Origin of the sequence: Virgibacillus sp. LDC1 (genome assembly GCF_025792345.1) — a bacterium.
GTDB classification, from domain to species: Bacteria; Bacillota; Bacilli; order Paenibacillales; family Paenibacillaceae; genus Paenibacillus_AQ; species Paenibacillus_AQ lautus.
The window spans coordinates 595,146-614,797 of the sequence record NZ_JAOXLZ010000002.1 but is presented as its reverse complement, the minus strand read 5'-3'; the positions used below and the strand labels follow the sequence as shown (position 1 = coordinate 614,797).

Genomic DNA, 19,652 nt, shown 5'->3' with positions numbered 1-19,652 from the left:
TGTTTTCGTTTCTCCCATGTTCTGTTCTGTGAATATAGACCAAGGAAAATGGCACCTCACATCGGGTTCATCTTGATACTCCGTCTCAAAACGGATCTTATACTTCAGTCAGCTCCAGTTCCAGGGAATGGCCAAATTGGAGCGAACCGAGCGTGAACCCGGCGTAAATGGGTGCCATCCCTTGATACAGCCTGCCGCATGCATCCAGGTTCAGCGCAGCTTGACGATATGTCCGCACCAGGCCGCGAAGCTGCTCCGTTGTATACGTTTTTCCTTCAATACGGAAATGATTCACGCCCGCTTCGTGCAGCTCCTTCAAGAACGGCATGCAGCACAGCTCCTTCGCCAGCGCCAAGTGGTTACGCCCTGCGGCATCCCGGTAAACGGGGTTCTCCCCTTTATCCGTAAGCAGCACGAGATGACGGTTATCCACGTACCGGTTGTCCTCTTCCGCTATGGGCTCGAACTCTGCCGCATTGGCATATAAATCATGCTCCAGATACATCACAATGGGCGAGCCGTGAACGATGATCTCGACGGGAATCTCCGGATGACGCAGCAACTTCGTCAAATCATGGAGCTGAAGCTCAAGGGACGGATTGATTCGGGATATGCCAAAATGGTCCTTATAAAACGAGGCCGCCATATGGTTGTATATGTTCAGGCTGAAATCGGCAATCAGCGGCAGCCCTATGGATTGGAACTTGTGCATGGCACCGATGTTGGTCGCAAGCAGGCCGTCCAGGCCATAATGGTTATACTCCTTGCCGGCGCTGAGGAACTGATGATACTGCTCCATCTGAAGCTCATTCATCATGCGGGGCATGCCAAGGATGATCTCCGCGTTTCCTTTATCTGCCGTCAAGGCTTCGATATCTTCACGTCCAAACGGACGATCCGGCTGGAACACGTCGCCGGTCAGGTAGATGACATCCGCCCCTTCTTCTATTGCCGCACGGGCCTGCTCCACCGTGTTGACATGCACCGTAATTTGCGGAATCGACGTGCCCGGCTGCTCTCGCTTCGCAAGAAGAAGCGATTCCTTCACCTGGAGCACCCGTTCCTCCTTCATCTCGCGTTCCGCGGTAGGCGTGCTGAACACCTTCCCCGTACTGTAAAACTTGCCTGTTCCTTCATAACGGCGATTGATAAACTCCAGTCCCGGCTTGCCAAAGGCATAAGCTGTCGTGAAATCGCGCTTCCGGTTTTTATGCAGCGAATCCGCCCCGTCCTCGCGGTTATAGCCCAGTGGATCCGCAATGTAACGATCGATGGCATCCCCGTAAGAGTTAACGACCATCAGCAAAAATTCGATGTCTCTCATGCGTCCTTCAATTTTGAAGCTGGTAATGCCGGACTTGATCAGCTCCGGAATATGCTCGTACATATACATATCTTTCGCCGCAAGCGGGTACTCGGTAGGATAGAGGTAGCCGTCTTTTTTCACCCGATAATCCCAGCGGCAAGGTTTCATGCATCGCCCCCGGTTGGAGCTGTTGCCGAACAGCATGGAGCTGTACAGGCAGTTAGCGCCGTGAACGGTGCACATATCGCCGTGCACGAAGTACTCGAACTCCATTCCGCTCCTAGCCTGGAGCACCTCCGCTGTCTTCAAGTCCATCTCCCGCGAAGCCACGACACGGGAAACGCCCAATGCTTTGACGGCTTCAATCATCTCCAGATTATGCACGTTCATCATGACCGAGGAGTGAACCGGTATATTCGTATAGTTCATCTCTTGAATCAGAGGAAACACGGCCAGATCCTGCGCGATAATGGCATCCGGGCCAATCTCGTTCAAAAAGGCGAAATAACGCTTCGCTTCCTCCAGGTCCTCTTCATTCATCAGGTTGTTCACTGTAATGTAGGCACGTTTACCGCGCTCATGGGCCAATTGGACGGCTTCTCTGACTTCCTCATAACTTAAGTTATAGCCCTTGCGCATCATGCGCATGTTCAAGGATGGTCCCCCGAAATATACGGCATCGCACTTTGCGTCAATGACGGTTTTGAATATCTCGAATGTTCCGGCAGGAGCCAGCAGTTCCACTTCTTTACCGTTAAAATAACGAGCCATCGTCCGTTCCTCCTCATCCGCCAAGTTTATTTTTTTCTATTGTAACATAATTCACAAATAACATTAGTGAATTAATTCACAGCGATTTTTACAGTAAGATTCCAATGCCGATAGCATTTCAACAACCGTTCCCGTTTCATATTGACCAACCATTCATTCAATAATAAAATAAAGCGGATCAAGGGCTGCAATCATTGGAAATCGATGATCGATTGGAGGGTATTCTATTGGATCTGCACTATGAAGTGCACGGTAGTGGTAAGCCTGTTGTCCTTGTTCACAGCGGTGGAGCCGATATGCGGGATTGGAGCTTTCTTGTTCCTTCCTTATCTGAGAACTTTTACGTGATTGCCTTTGATGGCCGCGGAGCCGGACGCTCCCCATCTGCCGTTCAGCCGCCAAACTTTGTTGAAGATCTGTTGTCTCTTCTTGATCATCTGAATATTTCGCAAGCTGCGGTTATTGGACATTCTATGGGCGGCCGGATTGCCACGGAGTTCATAATCCATTATCCTGAAAATGCGTGTTCAAAAAGGGAGCGATTACAGGATATCTCGGCCAACACGCTCTTTATCATAGGAGATCATGAACTGCCCGATAACCAGCAGGTAGGGGAACAATTTCGGAGAGTTCCGAACGCTCGCTTTACCGCCATCGCGGGAGCGGATCACATGGTCACATTAACGCATCCGGAGGAGTTATCCCGCGATATCACACCCCATTCGTGAAGGAATGAAGATTTCATGCCGCGCACACCTAGCGAAAATGAACGCATACGCCAGATGGCGAAAGACAAAATTTTAGAAGCCGCCATGGATTTGTTTATCCATCAGGGCTACCACGCCACTTCCATTAGCGATGTAGCCAAGCAAGCCGGAATATCCAAAGGGCTGCTCTATAACTACTTTTCAGGCAAGGAAGGTCTGCTGGCCGCAATGGTCGAGGAGCGAATCGCAGGCGTGGCCGAAGTCATAGAAAATGCCGCTTCACTCCAAGCACCCGCAGATCAGCTGAAATTTATTCTGGAGCAAGCCATCGACAACGTCTATCGGCAGCCCGAAGTATTCCGTTTTTACTTGCATCTTCAAACCCAGCCCGAAGCGGATCAAGAGCTGTTTCCCTACAGCAAGCGTCTTGTGGAAGAGGCTGCACGACAGTTTGAGATTCAATGCCGTATATTCGAAGACCTCGGAGTTCCCGAGCCGCACAAACGCTCCTTGTACTTTTCTTCTACCCTGCAGGGCATCATGCTGATGATATCCACCTATCCCCAGCACTTCCCCATTGAAGAAGTGAAGGAGCAGATGCTGAAGGAGTTTTGCCCGTAACGAAAAAGAGCCGAGGTTACTCCTGTGTTTCAGGACGCCTCGGCTCTTTGCTGCATATACTGACTCCCTCCAATTAAATCTCCTTAAGATATCGCTTCTCTCCTTGAACGCAGAATTCGATTAACTTTTTCAACTTTTTCTCTTCCTTCATGTCCTTAATCAGTTATGCTGTTAATAACAGGATCGACACGAGCGTGAGGAGGAAATGAACGATGGCTATTCACTGGCTGGAACCGGATATCGCCGAGTGCACCCGAAGAGGAATCGCCTACTTTACGTCGGAGCTGGAGATGGCGAACGGCCTGCCCTGCAAAATGTACCGCATTACCGAAAAGTTCGGGAGTTTATCCGATCATATGCACGACTATCTTCAAATCTGGTATGTCAGCAAAGGCGAATTCATCCATACGCTCTATGGTCAAAAATACCGAATGATCCAGGGCAATATATTCGTCCTCCCTCCTTATAGCGTCCATCGCGTGGAGATGATACCCGGGAAAGAAATGGAGGTGCTGGGGTGCGAATTCATGCCGGCCTTCATTAACGAACGATTGGAGGGAATGCCGGCCGAGCCGCAGCTGTTCGACCTTTCCTTCATCAAGCCTTTTATTACGACCGAAGACCGCGTCCCGCTCAAAATCACCTTGACCGGAGGCAGCGACCTCGCCGTAAAGGAGCTCTTGGCCGAAATGCTGGCCGAATACGGAAGCCGGGGGCCATTCTACGATATTCTGCTGAAGGCCAATCTGCTGAAGCTGCTGGCGATTGTGAACCGCGAGCATGCCGAGCAAGGCAAGCATATATCGGTAACCGCGGGCAGCGCCCCGTACCGGGAGCCCATTTTGGAATCCGTTCAATATATTCACGACCATTACGACCAGCCTCTGTGGCTGGAGGATCTCTGCGCGATGACGATGATGTCCCGAACGAATTTTTGCCGACGGTTCAAAGAAGTGACCGGCTGGACCTTCAGCCAGTACTTGGCCAACTACCGCATACGGATGGCCATGCGGCTGCTGACGGAGCCCGAGCTGACGGTAACCGACGTGTGCTTCAAGGTCGGGTTTAACGAGCTTCCCTACTTCTGTCGTATTTTCAAGAAATACACGGGAACGACCCCCGCTTACTATAAAAAGAACGCTTTTAAAACCGTGGACTAGCGCCTCGGTACGATAATCCAATAAATAAACACGATAGTGAAATCGAAGCGATCGCTCACATGCTATACTCGGGGCAAGCAATAACGAAGAACCAAGCGACAGGCTCATGTCATCACTGCATCATCAATCCACGATTTTGGAGGAGAACCGATGAACAAAATTACAATTGCCGTGATTGGCTGCGGCACGATTGCGAACAGCGCCCATATTCCGGCCTACATGGCCAACGAAGACGCTGAGATCAAATATTTCTGCGATATCGTGAAGGATCGGGCCGATGCCGCCGTTGCCAAATACGAATGCGGCCAAGCCATCGAAGATTACAACCAGATCCTGAACGACCCTGAGGTCGACGCCGTATCGATCTGTACGCCGAATGACGTTCATGCTTCTATCGCCATCGATTGCTTGCGGGCAGGAAAGCATGTATTATGCGAAAAACCGGCAGCCCGTACCTACGCGGAAGCGCTGGAAATGCAGAAGGTTCAGCACGAAACGGGCAAAACGCTCAATATCGGGGTGGTCAACCGTTACAATGAAAGCGTAAACAGAATCAGAAAAATGATCCAAAACGGCGATCTTGGCGAGCTGTATCACGTATATGCCAGCTTCCGTTCCCACCGTTCGATCCCGGGTCTCGGCGGCGCCTTCACGACCAAAGCCATTGCCGGCGGCGGCGCGCTGATCGATTGGGGCGTTCACTTCCTCGATGTCGTGATGTACTGTACGGGCGATCCGAAGCCGAAGACCGTCTCCGGCCAGGCCTACTGCAAGCTGGGTAAAGACATGGAGAATTACACCTTCCTCAAGATGTGGGCAGGTCCGCCGAAATATGACGGCACGTATGACGTCGACGATTTTGTCACGGCTCTCGTCCGCACGGAAGGCCCGACCATTTCCCTGAACGGCGCATGGGCGCAAAATATCGGCGCCGAAGAGATGTTCATCGACTTCCTCGGCGACAAAGGCGGCATCCGGCTGAAATACGGAGCGGACTTCACCTTCTACACTACGGAGGACGGCGCATTGATCGAAACCACGCCGAAATTCAATCTCGGCAGCATGTTCCAGAATGAGATCGACGGGTTCATCCGCTGCATTCAAACCGGGGAGAAGCAGCCTTCGCATATCGATACGGTCATCCTCTCCTCCCAGATCATCCAGGCGATTTACGACTCGTCCGACCAAGGCGCGGAGGTTTCGCTGCAGCCCGTTGCCCAGAACAGCCTATAACCTATAGTTCGAACGCCAGGGAGGCCCTTTTATCATGAAAAAAATCGGATTCATCGACCTGCATCTGGACCAATTCCACGCGAATAAATATCCCGGGTGGATTGAGCAGGCATCGGAACATGCCATGAAGGTCGTGTACGCCTACGGCAAAAGAGACAAAGAGAACGGGCTCACGAACGCTGCCTGGAGTCAGGAGTTTGGCATTGAGCTGCTGCCCACGATTGAAGAGGTGGTGGAGCGCAGCGATTACCTGATCGTGCTGTCGCCGGATAACCCGGAATTCCATGAGGAGCTGTCCCAGCTGCCGCTGCAATCGGGCAAGCCGACTTATATCGATAAAACGTTCGCGCCTGACCGCGAAACGGCCATCCGCCTGTTCGACCTGGCGGCAAAGCACGGAACGCCGATGTATTCGACGTCCGCCCTCCGTTTTGCCAGCGAATACACGGAGCTGGACCGAAGCGATATTCAAACGATCAGCAGCTGGGGACCGGGTGCCTTCGCCAATTATTCGATCCATCAGATCGAGCCGATCGTCAGCCTGATGGGGGCCAGCGCGAAGCGGGTGATGTATATCGGAACGCCTGACTCCCCTGCCCTGCTCATCGATTTCGGGAACGGACGGCAAGCCACCGTGAATCATCTTGGGGATAACTGTCCTTTTACCTTGGGGATAAAGAATGGCGACGGGGGCTTCAAGCAGGTCACCGCGAATTCGAATTTCTTTGCCTTGTTCATCGAGAATCTGGTGAATTTCTTCGAAACGGGCGAGCCTGCCGTCAACCCGGCAGAAACGGTCGCCGTCATCACGATTATCGAGTATGGATTGAAGGCGGCTGACACCCCTTATGTGTGGGTGGATTTGCCTCAATAGCGAAGCCAAGGGTTCGTTACACATAGGAATATAAAAAAAGAGCTGCTCCAACAGGCCGTAAAGGCCAGGAGCAGCTCCTTTTCATGAAACCAAGCAAGCCGGAAATTCAGTTCTGAAGGTTACACTTCTTTCCGCTGAAAATAGACGAAGCCCGCGAGAAAGAATAGTAGAAACCCGCCCACCACCACGGTCATGAGATTCTGAAACGGCAGGTTGAAGGCGCCAAAATCGGCTTGACCCACGGGCATCATCGCCAGAAACGGCTGTGTCCACGGATAGTATGGAGCATACGTCTGCGAGTTGGCCACCAGCATGTTCGGTATGGTAAACACAACGTTCAATGCCAGCGGAGCGGCAAAGCTGCTCCATGCCGTGGAGACTCCAAGCTGCAGGGCGGCCAGCGGCAAGCAGGCAATCCAGCCACCAAGCACGCAGCTCAGCAGCATTTCCCACGGAATCGGAGCATCCACCTTGTGGATCAAACCGGCTCCCAGAACGGCCCCCATGAACAGTAACTGCACCACGGCAAGCAGCATGGCTACCACCGAGAACTTCGCAAAATAGACGGCTCCGCGAGAAACCGGCAGGACGAGCAGCTGCTTCCATCCCCCGCCCGAATGCTCATACCGGCACACCATCGCACTAAAAATACCTGTTAGAATCGGGAGCAGCAGCATGGCATGCAAAATGATCATAATGCTGATCAGATGCTCCCATGGCGCAAGCTCCTCAGGCTTCCCATTCAATATGCCCAGCATCATGACCAGAATCGCGCACAGGAAAATCTGCGGCCACAATTTGGATTTGGACAGCTTAAGCCACTCGGCAGACACCGCTCTTATATAGGATGTCATCTTAATCCACATCCTTTCGGTTAAAATGAATCAGGCCCGCGCACGTTATCACTGTACCCAGCAGCAAGCCCGCTCCGATGACCTTGGCTTCTCCTGGCCCCATATAAGCCAGCAGCGGCCACTTTAACGGCATCCAATCAGGGAATTGCATGGCAAACATCGATACAACGGAGGCGGTAATCCCGATTCCAACCGCGATTCCCTGGTTCTTGAGCGTCAATGACATCCACAGCTGAAAGGCCAGCATGGGAAGCGCAGCAAATAATTGCACAAAACCGATGCGCAGCAGATCCAGATACGGCATTTGATCTGCGCCCATCCCCAGTAGGATGCCAAGCACGGCGGTACTGATCGACAGAAGGAGACAGGATACGCAGAGAATCAGGAAGGCCTGCAGGAACTTGGCACTAAATACTGCCGTTCTGGAAATAGGCAATGCCAGAAGCTGTTTCCATGAGCTCAGCTGATGCTCCACGTTGGCCATCAGCGAACAGACCAGCGTAATCCCGAGAAAAAGGGCAATCGGCACGAAAAACAGCACGTTCTCCAGCAGCCCGCCCCAGGGATCTGCCGCGTAGGATTTCATCAGGTAATCATAGCGAAGTCCGAAGTTCAGCCCTTGCATTGCTGCCAGTCCAACGGGACCGAGCGCAGCGAGAAACCAGATGCCTTTGCCCCGGATTTTCAGCCAATCGGCAGAAAGCGCACGGAACATCATACCCGGCTTCCCTCCCCTACGATCTGCATGAAGATATCCTCGAGCGACCTCCGCTGCTCTTCCACCCGGTATACCGCATGCTGGTTCTCCACCAAGCGCTTCACGAGTTGCGCGATCTTGGCATCCTGCATGCTCTCCAGTTCCAGCATCTGATTACGAAGAACTCCTTCACAGCCCAGGTCCAGCGCCAATCCGAGCGCTGCCTCCGGCTCGGATACCGATAAGCGGAAACCGCTGGAAGCCGTGGATACCAGATTGTCGATCGTATCCTGGAACACCATCCTTCCTTCACGGATAATGCCGACTTTGTCCGCCATCTGCTCGACCTCGCCCAGCAGGTGACTGGATACCAGCACGGTAATGCCGTATTGGCGCGGCATATTCTTGATCAGCTCCCGGATTTCATGTATCCCGGACGGATCCAGGCCGTTGGTCGGCTCATCCAGAATGAGCAGCTCCGGATGGTTCAGCAGGGCGGCTGCGATGCCAAGACGCTGCTTCATCCCAAGCGAGTATCCCTTGACCGGGCGCTTGGCCTCCTTCGTCAAGGAGACGATCTCCAGCACTTCCGCGATGCGGGACTTCGGGCCGCCGGTAATCCGGCGAATCGCTTCCAGATTCTCTACGGCCGTCAAGTGGCCGTAATACGATGGGTACTCCACGAGCGATCCGGTCCGGCGCAAAATGTCCATTTTTTCACTCTTCAAATCCTTGCCGAACAAATGAATCGCGCCACGCGTTGGTTGAATGAGTCCAAGCAGCATGCGGATGGTGGTGGTTTTTCCGGCACCGTTCGGTCCCAGGAAGCCATAAATATCGCCGCGGGCGATCTCCAGGTTCAAATCCACGACTGCTGCGCGTTTTTTGTATATTTTATATAAGCCTTTCGTTTGAATGACGAGTTCCGTCACGTTCATCACCTCAGGTATATATCCTACATGTCCAAGGTTAAATGCCGGTCGACCCCAAGTTTAAATTTACTTTAAAAAAACTGGCAGCCTATCCAAACGGTTATTTCGTGAAAAGAGCTAAGAGTCACTTGGTGCAGCTAAGGCCGCTCCGGTGCCGGATCGTTCTTCCGATCGCTGTTAAATCCAGGAAACTGGAATTTGCCCAGCGGGGGTTTCCCGGATTTATTGGCGAACGCTTCGCTTCTCCAGCAACGATTCCGTCCCCTTCGCTGGTGTACACGTGGAATGTTCATAGTAAAAATCGGACGTACCCAAAACCATAAATGCCTCCCCCGTCACTTTTAAATCATATATGGTCGACAGCCATTCCAAGAATACCCAGGAACACGAACGCTTGTGTAATTCCGCAACCAAAAAAGGAACCGGCAAATTCCGATTCCTTCTCGTATATCCAGTGGTTCGTAATCACTTTCTATGACAGCCTCAAGCGGTTTGAATCCTTCACTTCTCAGCCTAAGTGCTCATAACAGAGAAAAGTCACCTGAATTGCATATGACTCCCGCTAGAAATGACCTCGCTCTTCGCCCGCATGTACACCCTTTGTTTACTCACCGCTTCCAGATGCGGATCCTCGTCCCCTCGTCCGAACTTTCCACATGGCATCCAAGTCCCATTTCCCTTGTCAGGTGCTCCACGATGGCCAGGCCGATGCCTGTGCCTTTGTTGCCGGTGTCGCTTTCGATTCCCGGTCCGCGATCCGAAATGACAAGCATGCCCTCATGCCCCTCTCTCTCCTCGGTATGAATTCCGATGTACTGCCCGGATTGGGCGTGGCGGACGACATTTTGGAACAGATTATCAAGAAGCCTTCGGAACCACAGCACGTCCACGGTCCAGCTCAGCGGCTCGTCACGCACCTGGATATCGGGCTCGATCCCCGCCTTCTCCCATACGGGATACCAGGCCGCCGCGCTTTCCTTGACGATTCGCAGAACGTCGGTCGGCTCCATGCTCAGCTGCACCCTGCCGCTGGTGAGCAAGTTGTAGGACAACAAGTTGTCGATCAGGCCGCTTAAATCCGAGATTTTCGATTCGATGAGGGACAACGATTCTTTCCCCTTCTCGCTCAGCGGCTCCCGCTCCATGGAGAAAATATGGCTTCGAATCACCGTCAGCGGGGTTCTGAGATCATGGGACAAATTGGCGATCAGGGATTTGCGCAGCTCTTCTTCCTCGCGCTGGCGGCGCTGCCCCTCCACTAATTGGATGACCATATCGTTATAGCCCTCTTCCAGCTGTCCAATCTCGTCATGCTTGGTTAACGTAACCGGCTGCGGTATGCCCGTCACCGTATGAGGTGACGTCATAGCAAAGCGAAGTCGCAGCAGCCGCTTGCGGATGCGCACGAAGAACAGCCAGGAGACCAGAATGAACAGTCCCGACATCAAGGCCATAAACAGGCCGTACAGGGCCGTTTCGCTCGCAATAGGCTGCTGGACATGGAGGTATTTTCTCGGCAGCTGCATGACCATGAATCCTTCTCCCGATCCCTCTCCTCCAATAAAAGCCACGGAGGTGAACGGATCGCCATCCAGGGAGCTTTTCATAAATTGCACGGTGTAGAGCGCGCTCCATACCTCCGGAACGTTAGGCTGCACCGGCAGCTGCAGCCTGGTCTCATTGCCTCCATCCACCCAGAACATGGAGATTTCCGGATACTCCTGCCGTATTGAATTCAGCTTCTGTTCAATGGCTTCCGGCGAAGCTCCGCTTAATCCGGCTGCTTCCTCATGCCACATTTTCTCTAACGCGGCACCGCTGGTATACTTCCCCACAGGGGTCGGCGGCCGATCCGAGAACGTATCGTTCACGAACCAGTAGAAAATCGACGCTAACGGAAACATGATCGGCATGAATATCATGGCCATCGAAATTAACAGCAAATACCGGTTGGTCAGCGAATTGCGGAACCTTCCCTGCTTCCTTTTCCATCTCATGCTCTCACCCGGTAACCAAGCCCGCGAACGGTCTCAATAATCTCCGGGGTGGCAGGATCCCGCTCGAGCTTCTCCCGAAGGTACCGGATGTGGACCATGAGCGTCTTGTCTCCTTCGATATAAGACTCTCCCCAAACCGATTCGTAGATTTGCTCCTTGGTCATGACACGCCCCTGGTGCTGGAGCAAGTACATAAAGATTTGATGCTGCTTGCCTGTGAGCAGCGTCTCCTCGCCGGTATCATCGTTCACGATCCGATTTTCGGTTTCATATACGGATAAGTGCTTTACTCTCATGGGCTCCGCGGACTTCACGACAGATCGGCGCAGAAGCACCTCCAGACGGGCAGCCAGCTCGTCCGGATGGAAAGGCTTTGTCAAGTAATCATCGGCAAACTCGAGCCCCTGCAGCTTATCGTCAATGGAGGTTCGGGCCGACAGCATCAGGATAGGCAGTCCGGGATAGGCCTTTTTGAGACGCTGCCCGACTGTGAAGCCGTCAAGCCCCGGGAGCATGACGTCCAGAACAACGACCGCACACGGAGCCGCTTCCTCCACTGCCTTCTCTCCGCTCAGCAGCCACCGCACCTCATACCCCTTGTCCCTAAGAAACTCACTGACCCATCCGCCGATCTCGCGGTCGTCCTCGATATATAGAATGCATGCGCTCATAATCCATCTTCCTTTCTCGTGCTAATATTCATCTCCCCTGAGAAGGGGCTCCCTAGATCCTTTAAGACAAAAAAAACCGTATCTATTTAGCTATACATGGTTCCATCATTTGTCATTGTATCATGGGATACCAAGCGTGCAGGCATCTGATTCGCTAACCTGCCTTGATCCTCCATCGCCTTTCTCTGAATCTAACTCCGTGCACTCCACGCCACTTTATCTTACGGCCCTTGCGTGATCCGGGCACCCTATGTATCCAATACTCCGTAATGCAGGCTCAGCTGCCTTGCCTTCTCCCTTAGCATATCAACGATCTCCGGAGGTTCAATGACTTTCGCCTCCATACCCAGACGCAGGAAGACTTGAGCGACATATTCAACATCATTGCGATCGACGACGGTATCCACAACGCCCCGGTGCTCATCTTGCATGGCCACCTCGTCCTCCAGCCACGGAATGCTCTCGCACTGTCTTGCCCCTTCCCTAGTCAGCTCGGCGTATAATCGAACAGGCTCCCGAATGGGATAGTCCTCAAGCCATTCTTGCATGCTAATGTCCGCCACACAGATGTTATCGGTTAGGGCTAAGGATTCCATCCGGTCCATGCGGAACAGGCGCACCCCCTCTTTCTCGTGCTCCACGGCGGGCATATACCATAAACCATCCTGGGCATAAACGCCGATCGGCAGCACTTCCCGGTCGCTCGTACCCGATTTGGAACGATAGCTGATCCGTACAGCCCGCTGATGAAGAGCGGCTTCAATGACGTCTTTTAGATAGGGGGAGCCTGCCGTTCTGCTTGGACTCCAGAATGTCAGCACCGATTCCAGACGGCTGATCATCATTTTGGTATCCTCCGGAAATCCGGCCAGCAGCTTGCGTGAGGCAGAGCCGATATTCAGCTCAAACGGTAACGAGGTATAACGCTTCAAGGCTTGGAAGGCAAAAAAAATAGCAAACACTTCATCTTCATCGAACAGGATCGGCGGAAGAACGCGACTCTTCAACGTACGGTATCCCCCGTGCCGCCCTTGCTCGGTATATAAAGGAACGCCCATATCGCTGATCTCGGTTAAATACCGGTGCGCCGTGCGAACGGAAACGCCGAACTCATCGGCCACTTCCTGAGCGGTAAAGCTCCTTTTGGCATTGACATACATCATGACATCCATAAGCTGCTTCGCTTTTGACATAATACCCTCCTTGTACACAATAACTAGACAATAATTGTCATGTTTATAAGATATGCTATTGCTGTGTCAAGGTCAAAACGATCCAAGAAAGGAGCCCTCATGATGTGCAACCCTATGGAACAGGCCATCAAGGTAAACGGTGCCCGCAACAAAAACCTGCGTAACGTGAGCCTCTCGATCCCCAAAAAACAAATCACGGTGTTCACCGGTGTGTCCGGTTCCGGCAAATCCGCCATGGTCTTCGATACGATTGCCGCAGAATCCCAGCGTCAGCTGAATGAGACGTATTCCAGCTTTATCCGCCATCGCCTCCCCCATTACGGACAGCCGGAGGTGGATTCGGTTGAAAACCTGTCGGTGGCCATCGTCGTCAATCAGAAAAGAATCGGCGGCAATGCCCGTTCCACCGTGGGAACCATCACCGATATCCATTCCTTGCTGCGCTTGTTATTCTCCCGAATAGGCCGGCCTTTTGTCGGATATTCGGACGTCTTTTCCTTTAACAACCCGCAAGGCATGTGCCCTCATTGCGAGGGGCTGGGCAAAGTGAACAGCTTTCGGATCGAGAACTTGATCGACAAGGAGAAATCGCTGAACGAAGGCCCCATCCGGTTCCCGACATTCCGCCCGGGGGAGTTCCGCTGGAAGCGTTATGTTGCCACAGGCCTGTTTGACAATGATAAGAAACTGAAGGATTACAGCGAGGAAGAATGGGACACGCTGCTGTACAAAACCGGCTTTAAACCACCGAACCCGACGGAGGAATGGCCGCCCACCTCGTATTATGAAGGCATTATCCCGCGATTCGAGCGGACATTCCTGAGCAAGGATTCACGGGATGCGAGGACTTATAGGGAAGCCATCGATCAAGTGGTGGCCGAGACCGCCTGCCCGTTATGTCACGGCGGAAGACTGAATCAGGAGGTGCTCTCCTGCAAAATCAACGGAACCTCCATCGCCGACTGTGCACGGATGCAGGTCAATGAGCTGATCGCCTTTTTGCAGACAATCCGGGATTCGGCGGCAGCAACCATCGTGGAAACCTGTATAACTCGGCTGGAGCAGCTGCTTCTGGTCGGGATCGGCTACCTGACAATGGACCGGGAAACCTCGACCCTGTCCGGCGGCGAGTCCCAGCGCATCAAAATGGTGCGCCAGTTGGGGAGCAGCTTGACGGATTTGACGTATATTTTTGACGAGCCCAGCATCGGCCTGCATCCGCACGATGTGCACAACATGAACCGCCTGCTGCGACAGCTTCGGGATAAGGGAAACACGGTCATCATCGTGGAGCATGATCCCGACGTCATCGGGATTGCGGATCATATTGTCGATATGGGGCCGCGAGCCGGCACCGCTGGCGGTACGATTGTATATGAGGGAGACCCGGAAGGGTTGCGGCACGCCAACACCCTGACAGGAAAATATCTCAGTCAACGCGCCCGGTTAAAGTCCGCGGTCCGGGAGCCGGCCGGATGGCTGCACATAAAAGACGCCTCCCTTCACAATCTGAAGCAGGTGTCCGTGAGCATTCCGGCCGGAGTGCTCACGGTGGTAACAGGCGTTGCCGGCTCAGGTAAAAGCACGCTCATTAACCAGGTGCTGCCAAACATTTATCCAGAAGCCAACATTATGAACCAGGATATGATTCAGGCGTCCAACCGCTCCAATATCGCGACGTTTACGGGCATTTTTGATGCCATCCGCAAGCTGTTCGCCGACGAGAATCAGGTATGTCCATCCCTGTTCAGCTTTAATGCCAAGGGGGCTTGTCCGGTGTGTAACGGCTCCGGCACGATTACGATGGATCTGGCTTTTATGGACAGCCTGGTTACGGTTTGCGAAGCCTGCCGGGGCCGCCGCTTTCATGATGACGTTCTGGGCTATCAACTTCGCGGTAAAACCATCAGTGACGTGCTCGCCATGACCACCGACGAAGCGCTGGATTATTTTGCGGAAAAGGGCATCGTATCCGCGCTTCAGCGTATTCAGCATGTTGGACTGGGTTATTTGACGCTCGGTCAGCCCTTAAGCACGCTGTCGGGAGGGGAACGGCAGCGGGTGAAACTGGCAGCGGAGCTCGATAATACAGGTGAGATTTACGTGCTGGACGAACCCTCAACCGGTCTCCATCTGTCCGATTGCGAGCGGCTAATGTCCATCATCAACCGACTTGTCGCTCAGAACAGCACGGTCATTGTGATCGAGCATAATCTGGACATCATCAGCCAGGCCGATTGGATTATCGACATGGGACCCGGCGCGGGGCAAGACGGCGGAAATGTCCTGTTCTCCGGCAAACCGGCCGATCTGCTGAAACACCCGCATTCCCTAACGGCCAGATATTTACGGCAGTTTCAAGGCTAGACATCTAGGCCTTCCAGGCTCTCATACGGAAGACCCTAACGGTCAAAAAGACCCCGAGCACCCCTTAGGGGCTCGGGGTCTTGCCATGTTTCGCTGTATTAGTCAGGAAAGGGCCTACTCCAATATGACGGTCGTATAGGGCGGCAGCGTTAAGCTGTTACCATCCAATGCCGCGCTGTCGTCGGTTGTTCTCGCCAATGACTGGAATACCGCAGATCCGTTCTTCGATGCCAGGTCCACCGTCTGCTCCGTACCCGATAGGTTATGAACCACTAGGGCACCGCTATCGTTTGTACGGCGGATATAAGCCATCACCTGCCCATTGCCGGAAGCAAAGGATTCAATCGTACCGCTGTTCAGCGCAGGCATATCATGCCGCCAACGGATCAACGTGCGGTAACGGGATAACAAAGAGTCCGGGTCTCCCGTCTGCTGCTCCACGCCCTGTACCTGATCGCCCCGGTTATGCTTAAGCGGCTCCCAGGCCGTCTGTCCCTTATCGCTGCCCGTATTGGACCAGATCATCGGCTCGCGGATTTGTTCGTCCGGCTTCGCCCCCTTCATCCCGATCTCTTCTCCGTAATAGATAAACGGATTGCCCGGCATGGTCAGTAGAATGCCCGCGGCCATCTTGGCGTGGTTCTCATTGTCCTTCAGCTGCGACATGACACGGTTCATGTCATGATTTGTCAAGAATGCGGCATCCGTAAACCTGCCGCCCGATACCTGGCTGAACAAACCATAAGTCCGCTCCAAAGTAAAGGCCAGATTGTTATCCTTCTCGTTCATCACAGCACCGATGATGCTCTCGCCCAGTCCGAAGTTGAACCCGGAATCAAACGCGTTATCCAGATACGGCGCAATGACCGCAGCGGAATTATCCCAAATTTCACCGACAATATACGCGTCCGGATTCACCTCACTCATGCTGGCGCGGAATTCCTGCCACCATGCTGTATTCTTGGCCGTTGTCGCCTCGCCTTTATCGGACATCAGATCCTCATAAATATGTTTGGCTGCATCGATCCGGAACCCATCAACACCGAGCTCCAGCCAGAACCTCCCGATCTCCTTCATCTCCTCGCGGACCTGGGGATGATCGAAGTTCAGGTCCGGCATTCCGCCCCAAAACGTGCCCATGTAATGGGCTCCGTTCATCTCGTGCCAAGGCGAACCACTGCCTGCCGCGCTGGCCCCCGAAGGGGTCTTCCCTTGATCCTCAGCCCAGATGTACCAATCGCGGGTCGCCGAAGCCTTGTCTTTCGCAGCCTGCTTAAACCAGGCATGCTCCGTGCTTGTGTGATTGACTACCAAATCCATAATAATTTTGATTCCGCGCTTATCCGCTTCAGCAAGCAGCGTCTTGAAGTCATCCATTGTTCCGTACTCCGGATGGATGGAACGATAGTCGGTCACATCATAGCCATGATAGCTTGGCGAAGGATTGATCGGCATCAGCCAAATCCCCGTCACGCCAAGATCGCCAGTAGTGTCCGGATTTCCGTCATTCAGATAATCCAGCTTCTCAATGACGCCTTGTAAATCACCGATCCCATCCCCATCGGAATCATAGAATGAGCGTACAAAAATTTCATAATAGACATCGGAGGGCTGCTCGTCCACCTCCGCTGTTTCCATTGTTGCGGGCGCTTTCGGATCCGGCTGTTTCGTTTCCGGTGCCGCTGGCGGCTTAGCTTCCTCTTGCGGTGGAGCCGCTGTGTCGCTGCAGCCTGCCAGCAGACTTCCCGTAAGCGCAATGGCGGCGAGCCAAAGAGGCAGCCCCCTGCGTTTTCCCCATTGATTACGTATCACGTTGTTTACCTCCTGTTCGTTGCAGCAGCTGAAGTTCATCCAGTTACTGCACTTATCTATTCAAATGGATCTCTACAGCAATTTAGATTAGCGCAAACGTTTGTATTCGATTCCACTATTGTTTTCCAGTAAAACGGTTACATTCCGTGGTTCAACTTAAAATTCATCTTCTTGCGTAGGTGAGGACTCGTTTTTATCCATCCATATCATAACCCACTTCTTTTCTTTGTTAAATCGTTTGCACAATGCCGTTTTGAGTTGTTTTTCGGGCTTTTCTGGCCATAATAACGCCCTTTCTCCCGTTTTCTAACCCTTGCTTCCTTTTTGATGCATTTGTGAAATAATTGCGCTGGACTGACTTGGATACGTATTTACAAGCCTATCGATTAACGTTAATATAGCAGTGTGAAACCGTTTAACATACCGGATCAATATGGCTTTAAATCAATAGGTATCATGTATACTCAGGGCCTGACAGACCCACAATTAAATAAAGAAGAACGGTCCGCGATTAGCGGAAGTTACTCTTCTGAATTAAGAGAGAACTCCAGTAGTCGCTTTCTTATTTTCAAAAAAACGCAAACGGTTCCACTGGAGGTCCTATTATGTCTGTAACGATTAAAGATGTTGCAAAACGAGCGGGCGTATCCCCCTCCACCGTCTCACGGGTGCTATCCAATCATCCTAGAATCAGTCGCGAAACCTCGCGTAAGGTGAAAGAGATCATGGAGGAAATGGGCTACCATCCCAATATTATGGCCAAGAGCCTTGTTTCCAAAACGACGGAAAGCATATGCGTCATTCTGCCGAAACCTGCGGAAGAATTGTTCCTCAACTTATTCTTCATGGAACTGATCCGCGGTATCGTCACCCAAGCGAACCGCTCCGGATACGACGTCGTTCTCAGTTCGGGCGGCAATGAGAAGGAAGAAGTCGAAGCCGTATCCCGGCTGCTTAACGGTCGCCGCGTCGATGGCGCCATTTTGCTGTACTCCAGGCAGGACGATAAGGTGGTCGATTTTCTCAAGTCCAACAACTATCCGTTCGTGCTTGTCGGCCGGAGCGAGAAATACCCGGATCTGTTATCCGTCGATACGGATAATGTGCAGGCTGCCTATGATGCAACCAAGCATCTGATCTCTCTTGGACATCAACGAATCGGCTTTGTCAGCGGCCCGCCAAACCTGATCGTATCTCAGGACCGGATGAAAGGCTATGGCAAAGCGCTTGCCGATGCGGGTCTGGAGATGAGAAAAGAATGGATTGTCGAGGGCGAGTTCCTCCAGGAGAGCGGCTATCGCGCCATGTCCTTTTTCATGAACCTGCCTGAACGTCCGACGGCGCTTGTCATTGTTGACGATATTGTCTCTTTCGGCGTGCTGCGGGGACTGCATGAGCTAGGGTATAAGGTGCCCGAAGATGTGTCTATTATCAGTTTCAACAACATCTCATTGACCGAACTATCGACCCCGCCGCTGAGCAGTGTGGACATCGGGATTTATAACCTGGGTTATACCGCTTCTCAAGCCCTAATCCAGACCATTCGTAACGATGACAATACGATACTGCCGCATCGCTATATCATTCCGCACCGGTTGATGATTCGCGAATCCTCAATGTTTTCGCTGCCGAAGCCTTAAGGTCCGGATCGAGTCGCTGAAGATGCACGAAGTATTTTCAAAATAAAGAAGCATCGTGGTGCTTCCTTTATTTTTGCTGCTTGGTTCAAACGTTTGCACTAATTCGTTAAGGAGGATGTTCATGTCATCCATATCCGCTTGTTTATTTGATCTTGACGGCGTTCTGGTGGATACCGCCAAGTACCACTACATTGCCTGGAAGCGTCTTGCCGGGGAACTCGGCTTTGAATTCACGGAGCAGGACAATGAACGCCTGAAGGGAGTAAGCCGCATGGCCTCCCTCGATATACTGCTCGAGGTTGGCGGAGTGACGCTGGATGAAAGCGCGAAGCTGGCACTGGCCGAGAAGAAGAACGCCTGGTATGTCGAGTATATTTCCAACATGGATGAATCCGAGATTTTGCCTGGAGCCCTCGAATTTATCCAAGCGCTAAAGGACCGCGGCATCAAGGTTGCGCTGGGCTCTGCCAGCAAAAACGCGATGCTGATCCTGAACAATACCGGCCTCACGCCTTACTTCGACGCCATTATCGATGGAACGAAGACTGCCCAAGCAAAACCGGATCCAGAGGTATTTACGATGGGCGCTCATGAACTTGGCATCCGGCCTGATGCCTGCGTCGTATTCGAGGATGCCGAAGCCGGTATCGAAGCTGCCACGCGCGCGGGCATGCGAAGCGTCGGCATCGGTTCGCCTGAAACCTTGGGGCGGGCCAACATCGTTCTTCCCTCCCTGGAAGGATTCACAGTGGATCGTCTACAGGAGTTGTAAGCGAATGCGTACACATGCTTACGGCATCCAGTAGTTTCATCCCAT

Annotated in this window: 17 protein-coding genes; 9 read left to right on the top strand and 8 right to left on the bottom strand. The window is 52.7% G+C overall.

Annotated features, from left to right (window positions below; genetic code table 11):
- Positions 1-97: 97 nt before the first annotated feature.
- Positions 98-2,077 (bottom strand): peptidase U32 family protein, encoded by a 1,980-nt coding sequence (locus tag OHJ21_RS23350; RefSeq protein ID WP_486021269.1) that lies wholly within the window; start codon positions 2,075-2,077, stop codon positions 98-100.
- 227 nt (positions 2,078-2,304) lie between these two features.
- Between OHJ21_RS23350 and OHJ21_RS23345 the strand changes: the two genes are divergently transcribed.
- The 5 genes from OHJ21_RS23345 to OHJ21_RS23325 all read left to right on the top strand — a co-directional run bounded on the left by OHJ21_RS23345 (position 2,305) and on the right by OHJ21_RS23325 (position 6,672).
- Positions 2,305-2,805, top strand: coding sequence for an alpha/beta fold hydrolase (locus tag OHJ21_RS23345; RefSeq protein ID WP_486021319.1), 501 nt, complete (start codon positions 2,305-2,307; stop codon positions 2,803-2,805).
- Positions 2,806-2,820: 15 nt separating this feature from the next.
- A complete protein-coding gene (locus OHJ21_RS23340; protein WP_100539994.1) occupies positions 2,821-3,405 on the top strand; it encodes a TetR/AcrR family transcriptional regulator in 585 nt (194 codons plus the stop codon).
- 212 nt (positions 3,406-3,617) lie between these two features.
- A complete protein-coding gene (locus tag OHJ21_RS23335; RefSeq protein WP_326111386.1) occupies positions 3,618-4,565 on the top strand; it encodes a helix-turn-helix domain-containing protein in 948 nt (315 codons plus the stop codon).
- Positions 4,566-4,715: 150 nt separating this feature from the next.
- Positions 4,716-5,798 carry a Gfo/Idh/MocA family protein gene (locus OHJ21_RS23330; RefSeq protein WP_071222181.1) on the top strand — a complete coding sequence of 361 codons (1,083 nt, stop codon included), beginning with the start codon at positions 4,716-4,718 and terminating at the stop codon, positions 5,796-5,798.
- Between the two features lie 34 nt (positions 5,799-5,832).
- On the top strand, positions 5,833-6,672 hold the full coding sequence (locus OHJ21_RS23325) for a Gfo/Idh/MocA family protein (RefSeq protein WP_486021267.1): 840 nt from the start codon (positions 5,833-5,835) through the stop codon (positions 6,670-6,672).
- 119 nt (positions 6,673-6,791) lie between these two features.
- Here OHJ21_RS23325 and OHJ21_RS23320 read toward each other — a convergent pair whose 3' ends face one another.
- From OHJ21_RS23320 to OHJ21_RS23310, 3 genes are read right to left on the bottom strand one after another with little or no spacing between them, the layout of a single operon-like run.
- Positions 6,792-7,526, bottom strand: a complete 735-nt coding sequence (locus OHJ21_RS23320) for an ABC transporter permease (protein ID WP_486021266.1) — start codon at positions 7,524-7,526, stop codon at positions 6,792-6,794.
- Position 7,527: 1 nt separating this feature from the next.
- Entirely contained in the window at positions 7,528-8,244 is a 717-nt protein-coding gene (locus OHJ21_RS23315) for an ABC transporter permease (RefSeq protein ID WP_486021264.1), read from the bottom strand.
- Positions 8,241-9,161: an ABC transporter ATP-binding protein gene (locus OHJ21_RS23310; protein ID WP_394058340.1), complete on the bottom strand. Its 921-nt coding sequence runs from the start codon at positions 9,159-9,161 to the stop codon at positions 8,241-8,243. The genes OHJ21_RS23315 and OHJ21_RS23310 overlap by 4 nt, the downstream gene beginning before the upstream one ends.
- A 101-nt stretch (positions 9,162-9,262) precedes the next feature.
- Here OHJ21_RS23310 and OHJ21_RS23305 point away from each other — a divergent pair, with 101 nt between their 5' ends.
- Positions 9,263-9,478 (top strand): hypothetical protein, encoded by a 216-nt coding sequence (locus OHJ21_RS23305; protein ID WP_326119089.1) that lies wholly within the window; start codon positions 9,263-9,265, stop codon positions 9,476-9,478.
- A gap of 285 nt (positions 9,479-9,763) precedes the next feature.
- Here the strand turns inward: OHJ21_RS23305 and OHJ21_RS23300 are convergent, their stop codons facing one another.
- The 3 genes from OHJ21_RS23300 to OHJ21_RS23290 all read right to left on the bottom strand — a co-directional run bounded on the left by OHJ21_RS23300 (position 9,764) and on the right by OHJ21_RS23290 (position 13,016).
- Entirely contained in the window at positions 9,764-11,152 is a 1,389-nt protein-coding gene (locus tag OHJ21_RS23300) for a sensor histidine kinase (RefSeq protein WP_486021263.1), read from the bottom strand.
- Positions 11,149-11,823 (bottom strand): response regulator transcription factor, encoded by a 675-nt coding sequence (locus OHJ21_RS23295; protein WP_486021261.1) that lies wholly within the window; start codon positions 11,821-11,823, stop codon positions 11,149-11,151. Before OHJ21_RS23295 ends, OHJ21_RS23300 begins: the two co-directional genes overlap by 4 nt.
- Before the next feature lie 248 nt (positions 11,824-12,071).
- Positions 12,072-13,016 (bottom strand): helix-turn-helix transcriptional regulator, encoded by a 945-nt coding sequence (locus tag OHJ21_RS23290; RefSeq protein WP_486021260.1) that lies wholly within the window; start codon positions 13,014-13,016, stop codon positions 12,072-12,074.
- Between the two features lie 114 nt (positions 13,017-13,130).
- Between OHJ21_RS23290 and OHJ21_RS23285 the strand changes: the two genes are divergently transcribed.
- A complete protein-coding gene (locus OHJ21_RS23285; RefSeq protein WP_486021259.1) occupies positions 13,131-15,383 on the top strand; it encodes an ATP-binding cassette domain-containing protein in 2,253 nt (750 codons plus the stop codon).
- Between the two features lie 114 nt (positions 15,384-15,497).
- Here OHJ21_RS23285 and OHJ21_RS23280 read toward each other — a convergent pair whose 3' ends face one another.
- A complete protein-coding gene (locus OHJ21_RS23280; protein ID WP_486021258.1) occupies positions 15,498-17,195 on the bottom strand; it encodes an alpha-amylase family glycosyl hydrolase in 1,698 nt (565 codons plus the stop codon).
- A 605-nt stretch (positions 17,196-17,800) separates the two neighbouring features.
- On the opposite strand from OHJ21_RS23280, the gene OHJ21_RS23275 reads away from it, so the two are divergent.
- Together OHJ21_RS23275 and pgmB are read left to right on the top strand one after the other, a co-directional pair.
- Positions 17,801-18,835, top strand: a complete 1,035-nt coding sequence (locus tag OHJ21_RS23275; protein WP_100539983.1) for a LacI family DNA-binding transcriptional regulator — start codon at positions 17,801-17,803, stop codon at positions 18,833-18,835.
- 121 nt (positions 18,836-18,956) lie between these two features.
- Positions 18,957-19,607, top strand: coding sequence for a beta-phosphoglucomutase (gene pgmB / locus OHJ21_RS23270; protein WP_486021257.1), 651 nt, complete (start codon positions 18,957-18,959; stop codon positions 19,605-19,607).
- The last annotated feature ends 45 nt before the right edge of the window (positions 19,608-19,652 follow it).